Source organism: Streptomyces sp. NPDC055749, from assembly GCF_053617235.1.
Map to the genome: position 1 here is coordinate 165,723 of NZ_JBSHFH010000013.1, position 6,777 is coordinate 172,499.

Sequence of the window (6,777 nt, forward strand, 5' to 3'; positions counted from 1 at the left end):
TTCCCTGAAGGGTCACACGCTCCGCTGGCTCGCGTAGAAGACCAGCCGGTACTTCCCGATCTGGACTTCGTCGCCGTTGGTCAGCGGAACGGAATCAATGCGCTCACGGTTCACATACGTGCCGTTGAGGCTGCCGACATCCCCGACCGTGAAACTGCCGTCGGGGTTCCTGCGGAACTCCACATGGCGCCGCGACACGGTCACGTCGTCGAGGAAGATGTCGCTCTGCGGGTGACGGCCCGCCGTGGTCAGGTCGCCGTCCAGCAGGAAGCGGCTGCCCGAGTTCGGACCTCGGCGCACCACCAACAGCGCGGAGCCCGCCGGGAGGGCGTCTACGGCGGCCTGGGCCTCCGGCGACAGCGAGGGGAGCATGGTCTGCCCCGTCGCCTCCGCCTCGTACGCCTCGAGACCGGAGATCGAAATGGTCGACGTGGTCTCCGAAGCCCGCTCCGGCACTCCGCCCCTCAGCGGCGCACCACAGTTGGAACAGAATCGGCTGGCCTCGGCGTTGCGGTGGCCGCACCTCGCGCAAACCGGCATGGAGGAGCCCTCCGGGGCGTGGGTAAACCCTCCACCCGTACTTGAGGTTGATGGTTCCCCGAAACCTATGCGTCCGGCACCGGCAGGGTCGGACGACGCGCCGGGAGCACCCGAAATGTCACCGGCGGAACCGGACACCTCGTCACGGAAGAGCGGGCGGTCCACGCCCTGCTCCTCACCCTGGCCATGCCGCGGAGCACGGTGGCGGGCAGCGCTGCCGCTGTCCTCGCGTGCGCTCTTTCCGAACAACTTCGCAAACAACTTCACGGGCGTTTCCCCTTGACCGACATAGACCCGCCCGTGGGGCAGGACGAACCCTGAATGACCACACCTGCCGACCCGGACATCTTCACAACGTCCGTAGCCACTCGACAGTTTCCACCACGCGCCACCAATACGATGCGCCGACCCCCCGGAACCTCATGCCCGTGTCCTGCGGCGCCCATGCGCCACGGCCTCACTGGGGCGACGACCGAGCGTAGTCAGGCCGCTGCGCCGGTCGCAAGGCATCGACGACGATGTCGTCGGCTCGTTCCACCCGGGCGGTGGCCTGCTCCTTCTCCAGTGTCTGCACGACTCCGCCGGGGATGTTCAGGGCCGGCTCCAGGTCCTGCGGCTTGCCGATGACCTTGAACTCGTAGGGAGCCTCGATCTTGCGGCTGTCGACCTCGATCGCACCCCCTTCACCGGAGAAGTACGTACCGGCCACCACACGGACTCCGTCGACCTCGATCGCCTCCGCACCTGCCGCCCGAAGCTCCTGAATGGCGTCGAGCAGCATGTCCGGTTCGACCGCGCCGGTGGGGTCGCTGATGGTCAGCGTGATGCCGGGGCCGTGCGCCGCCACCGTGCCGGCGAGGATACCGAGCTGACGCTCCTTCTCGAGCGTCTGCTTCCGCGCCTCTTCGGCCTGGTCGGAGCTGTTCTCCAGCTCCGTGCGCTGGTCGTCGAGGCGCTGCTTCTCGTCCTCGAGCCGCTGGGTCCGGTCGTCGACCTCGTCGAGGATGCGGACCAGGTCCTCCTGACGGGCGCCGCGCAGCGCGCTGTTGTCGCTGTTCGACCTGACCTGGATGGCCAGCCCCAGACCGAGGACGAACAGCAGCAGGGCGACGATGAGTTGGGCACGGCTGACCCGTGGCGGCCAGAGCCCCGCCATCAGTCGCTGGCGCCCGGAGAGGACGGTGGGTGCGGGTGCGTCGACCGGCTGCTCGCCGGTGCGCTCCTCGCCGTTGGGGGTTGCGTCGTTACTCATCGGCCTCAAGCCCGGAAGACGTGCCGGCGGATCGCGGCGGCGTTGGAGAAGATCCGGATGCCGAGCACGACCACCACACCGGTGGAGAGCTGGGCTCCGACACCCAGTTTGTCTCCGAGGAACACGATCAGGGCGGCCACCACCACGTTCGAGAGGAACGAGACCACGAAGACCTTGTCCACGAAGATTCCGTCCAGCATGGCCCGCAGGCCGCCGAAGACGGCGTCGAGCGCGGCGACGACGGCGATCGGCAGGTAGGGCTCGACCACCGCCGGCACCTCGGGCCGGACCAACAGTCCGACCACGACTCCCACGACGAGGCCCAGTACGGCGATCACGATGTGCCCTTCCCTGTATCCGCCGCACCACTGCGGGTGTCTGCGGCCTTCGGCTCTGCTGTGCGCACGATCAGGCTCGGCGCAGCGGGCAGGCGCACCTTCTGCTGATCGGAAATGCTGGTACGGATGTCGAAACTCTCCTGCAGCGCGTGGAGATACTGACCGTCGGCACTGTCCTGGAACGCCGTGGCGAGCCTCTTGCCGTCCCCCACCGCGAGCACCGTGTACGGCGGCACGAGCGGTCTGTTGTCCACCAGTATGGCGTCGCCCGCCGCACGGATCGCCGAAAGGGCGGTCAGCCGCTGCCCGTTGATGGCGATCGCCTCCGCGCCGGACTGCCAGAGGCCGTTGACGACCCGCTGCATGTCGCGGTCCCGTACCCGCCCGGTGTCGGCGAAACCGGTCGACTCACGCGGACCGCCTCCGCCCTGGTCGGTGTCCTCGGCGTCGTCGACGACGAGCTTCACCCCAGGTCCTTCGACCGCGGTCGCTCCGGAGAGCAGCGCCACCAGCTCGCCCTGGTCACCACCGTGCTGTTCGAGGGCCTTGCGCTGCCGCTCGCTCACGTCCGTACGCAACTCGTCGACGTCGGTTTCGAGGGCATCGGCCGCGGTGGTCTCCGCGTCGATGCGGTCGATGAGCTCTTCGCGCTCCTTGGCCACCACAGGCGCCGAGATACGCGCCTCCGCGGCACCGAGGGTCACTACGAGGGCGGCCACCACCAGACCTGCGGCGAGACCGAGCTTCGACTTGAGCGTACGGGGCAGGCCCGCGCTCCCGTCGGCCTTCCGGCGCGCGGAAGCCTCGGCATATCCCTCGTCGAGGCTGTGGTCCATCACATTGGTCAGCAGCGACATGGACGCGTCGGGGCGGGCGGGCGGAGAGGCGGTGCTCCGATCGGGGGACTGCTGCGACATGCCGCACATCGTCGCACGTCACTGTGGCTACCGCCGAATGGCCCCACCGGTGCACCGGGAGCGGTGCCGTGACAGCTCCCGGTGCACCGTATGCGGGTCAGTCGCCCGCGCTGTCCACGATCGCCGACCACTCGTCGAGCAGTGCCTGCGCCGAAGCGTCGTCGGGCCCCTCCGCCCACAGGTGGGTGACCGCTTCGGCCGGGTCGGGCAGCACCATCACCCAGCGTCCGTCGGCCTCGACGACGCGGACGCCGTCCGTGGTGTCCACACTGCGCTCCCCCGCCGCCTCGACGACACGGCGCATGACGAGCCCCTTGACCGCCCACGGCGTCGCCAGGTCGCGACGCAGCACATGGGCGCGCGGAATGCGGGCGTCGATCTGGCTGAGCGTGAGCTGGGTCCTGGCCACGAGGGCGAGCAGCCGCACGAACGCGGCAGACCCGTCGAACACGCTGCTGAATTCGGGAACGATGAATCCACCGCGCCCGTCTCCACCGAAGATGGTGCTTTCCTCGCGGCCCACCCGCGTCAGATCGTCCGGCGACGTGGTGGTCCACTCGACCTGGGTGCCGTGGTACGCGGCAACCTGCTCAGCGACACGCGTGGTCGTCACGGGCAGTGCCACCCGCCCACTGCGCCGCTCCGCGGCCACGAGGTCGAGCATCACCAGCAGTGCCCGGTCGTCCTCGATGATCCGGCCCAGTTCATCGACGAGAGAGAGGCGCTCACCCACGGGGTCGAACCTGACACCGAAGGCGGCCCGCGCGGAGGACACGATCTCTCCGAGCCGCACCAGCCCGGCCCGCCTGGTCTCGGCCGACTCGGTGGGCCTGGACTCGTCGAGCCCGGGGTTGATGGTCAGCGCGTCGACACCGAGCCGCCCCAGCAGGCTGGGCAGCACGAGCCCGGCACTGCCGTTTGAGGCGTCGACGACGACCTTGAGGTTCGCGTCGGCGATCCCGGTCGTGTCGACGTTACGGAGCAGGGAGCCCGTGTACGAGTCGAAGACGCTCGACGGGAAGTGCAGATCCCCGATCTCACCGGGGAAGGCCCTGCGGTACTCCTGGCGGGCGTAGACGCGGTCGAGCTTGCGCTGCAGAGCCTGCGAGAGGTCCGCTCCCCGCTCGTCGATGAACATGATGTCGACCGAGTCGGGCACCCCCGGGGACGTACGGATCATGATGCCGCCGGCACTGCCTCGCGCGGTCTGCTGACGGGCCACGGGCAGGGGGACGTTCTCCAGGTCCCTGACATCGATCGCGCTCGCCTGGAGCGCGGAGATGACGGCTCGCTTCAGCGCTCGGGCACCACGGGAGTGGTCACGCGCCGTCGTGACCGTCGACCCCTTCTTGAGGGTGGTGGCATAGGCGCCGGCGAGGCGCACCGCGAGTTCGGGGGTGATCTCGACGTTCAGGATGCCGGAGACACCACGGGCGCCGAAGAGGTGCGCCTGTCCGCGCGATTCCCAGATCACCGACGTGTTGACGAAGGCCCCGGCCTCGATCGTCTTGAACGGGTAGACCCGCACATTCCCCTGAATGATCGATTCCTCACCGACCAGACATTCGTCGCCGATGACCGCACCGTCCTCGATGCGGGCAGCCCGCATGATGTCGGTGTTCTTACCGATCACACAGCCACGCAGATTGCTGTGCTCGCCGATATAGACGTTGTCGTGCACGACCGCCCGATGCAGGAACGCACCGGATTTGACGACGACGTTGGACCCCACCACGGTGTGCTCGCGGATCTCGACGTCCGCCTCGACCTTGGCGTAGTCACCGATGTACAGGGGCCCGCGGAGTACGGCGTCGGGGTGCACCTCGGCGCCTTCGGCCACCCATACGCCCGGGGAGATCTCGAAGCCGTCGAGCTCGACGTCGACCTTGCGTTCCAGGACGTCGGCCTGGGCCTTCACATAGCTCTCGTGCGTGCCCACGTCCTCCCAGTAGCCCTCGGCGACATAGCCGTAGATCGGCTTGCCTTCCTTCATGAGCTGCGGGAAGACGTCCCCGGACCAGTCCACGGAGGTGTCCGCCTGGACGTAGTTGAATACCTCGGGCTCCATCACGTAGATACCCGTGTTGACGGTGTCCGAGAAAACCTGTCCCCAGGTCGGCTTCTCCAGGAATCGTTCGACCTGGCCCTCTTCGTCCACGATCGTGATCCCGAATTCCAGTGGATTCGGGACCCGAGTCAGACAGACGGTGACGAGCCCGCCCTTCGCCTTGTGAAAGGCGATGAGATCGGTGAGGTCGAAGTCGGTGAGCGCGTCACCCGAGATGACGAGGAATGTGTCGTCCTTGAGAGCTTCCTCGGCATTCTTCACGCTCCCGGCTGTGCCGAGTGGCTTCTCCTCATTGGCATAGGTGAGTTCCATTCCGAGCTCTTCGCCGTCGCCGAAGTAATTCTTGACGAGCGAGGCGAGGAACTGGACGGTTACGACTGTCTCATTGAGCCCATGCCTTTTGAGCAGCCGCAGGACATGCTCCATGATGGGCCGATTGGCCACGGGCAGAAGCGGCTTGGGCATGCTTGAGGTCATGGGGCGAAGGCGAGTGCCTTCACCACCAGCCATCACGACGGCCTTCATGTCGGAAACGTCCTCCTTGAAGAGACGACGGTCTAGCCGACTTTGCCCGTCGGGCATCATCTACACATCAAATGCGGGCCGGCAACGCTGCGCGGCACCGCATCAACGAGCTCAATCGGCTACTTCATCCGCCTTGACGAGCCGGCGGACCTGGACCACGTAGAGGATCCCTGCCCACCAGTAGAGCGTTGTACCCCATCCGGCGAACGCCCATCCGAAAATGGCACCCAACGTAGCAAGCCAACCACTTCCGTCACTGAGCAGCAACAAGGGGAAGGCGTACATGAGGTTGAACGTTGCAGCCTTGCCCAGGAAGTTGACCTGCGGGGGCGGATAGCCGTGCCGGCGGAGGATAGCGACCATCACCAGCAGCATGAGCTCGCGGGCGAGCAGTGCCGCTGTGAGCCACAGCGGCAGGATCTCCCGCCAGGTCAGTCCGACGAGGGTCGAAAGAATGTAGAGACGGTCGGCCGCGGGGTCCAGGAGCCGCCCGAGGCTGCTGATCTGGTTCCACCGACGGGCGAGCTTTCCGTCGAGGTAGTCACTGACACCGCTGAACATCAGCACCAGCAGGGCCCAGCCATCGCTCTGGGGCCCGCCGAACTCGGGGCGAAGGATCAGCCACAGGAAGAGCGGGACCCCGGCAAGGCGAGCCATGCTGAGGACATTGGGGATGGTGAGGACCCGGTCCGTCTGAACCCGAGTCTCCTGGACCTCCACCCGGGGGCCTCCTGTGAAGAATGTGCCAATGATGCCCCCTGACCCTACCCTCAGCCACCGTGTACCGGTGCACTGGGGTATCGCAGGACAGCACCCTGAACGCAGAAAAGCCCCGTACCTTGCGGTACGGGGCTTTCCCGGAATAATTGTTCGGCGGCGTCCTACTCTCCCACAGGGTCCCCCCTGCAGTACCATCGGCGCTGAAAGGCTTAGCTTCCGGGTTCGGAATGTAACCGGGCGTTTCCCTAACGCAATGACCACCGAAACACTATGAAATTAACCAACACCGGATGAAAACACGGCCGTTCGTTATTTCAGAACTAACACAGTGGACGCGAGCAACTGAGGACAAGCCCTCGGCCTATTAGTACCAGTCAGCTCCACCCGTTACCGGGCTTCCACATCTGGCCTATCAAC

At 66.5% G+C, this 6,777-nt stretch carries 6 protein-coding genes and 2 rRNA genes; all 8 read right to left on the reverse strand.

The window, feature by feature from the left end; genetic code table 11:
* Positions 1-12: 12 nt before the first annotated feature.
* A complete protein-coding gene (locus tag ACWGO0_RS13020; RefSeq protein ID WP_453532491.1) occupies positions 13-807 on the reverse strand; it encodes an FHA domain-containing protein in 795 nt (264 codons plus the stop codon).
* 190 nt (positions 808-997) lie between these two features.
* Complete coding sequence (locus ACWGO0_RS13025; protein ID WP_453532494.1) at positions 998-1,792, reverse strand: DUF881 domain-containing protein; 795 nt, start codon at positions 1,790-1,792, stop codon at positions 998-1,000.
* A gap of 5 nt (positions 1,793-1,797) precedes the next feature.
* Positions 1,798-2,130 carry a small basic family protein gene (locus tag ACWGO0_RS13030; RefSeq protein WP_003970459.1) on the reverse strand — a complete coding sequence of 111 codons (333 nt, stop codon included), beginning with the start codon at positions 2,128-2,130 and terminating at the stop codon, positions 1,798-1,800.
* Positions 2,127-3,047 carry a DUF881 domain-containing protein gene (locus tag ACWGO0_RS13035; RefSeq protein WP_453532497.1) on the reverse strand — a complete coding sequence of 307 codons (921 nt, stop codon included), beginning with the start codon at positions 3,045-3,047 and terminating at the stop codon, positions 2,127-2,129. Before ACWGO0_RS13035 ends, ACWGO0_RS13030 begins: the two co-directional genes overlap by 4 nt.
* A gap of 97 nt (positions 3,048-3,144) precedes the next feature.
* Positions 3,145-5,640 (reverse strand): sugar phosphate nucleotidyltransferase, encoded by a 2,496-nt coding sequence (locus ACWGO0_RS13040; RefSeq protein WP_453532500.1) that lies wholly within the window; start codon positions 5,638-5,640, stop codon positions 3,145-3,147.
* A 111-nt stretch (positions 5,641-5,751) separates the two neighbouring features.
* Entirely contained in the window at positions 5,752-6,360 is a 609-nt protein-coding gene (locus ACWGO0_RS13045) for a CDP-alcohol phosphatidyltransferase family protein (protein WP_453532503.1), read from the reverse strand.
* Between the two features lie 148 nt (positions 6,361-6,508).
* Positions 6,509-6,625: ribosomal RNA gene (gene rrf, locus ACWGO0_RS13050) — 5S ribosomal RNA — on the reverse strand.
* 79 nt (positions 6,626-6,704) lie between these two features.
* Positions 6,705-6,777, reverse strand: a 23S ribosomal RNA gene (locus ACWGO0_RS13055); the annotation flags it as partial.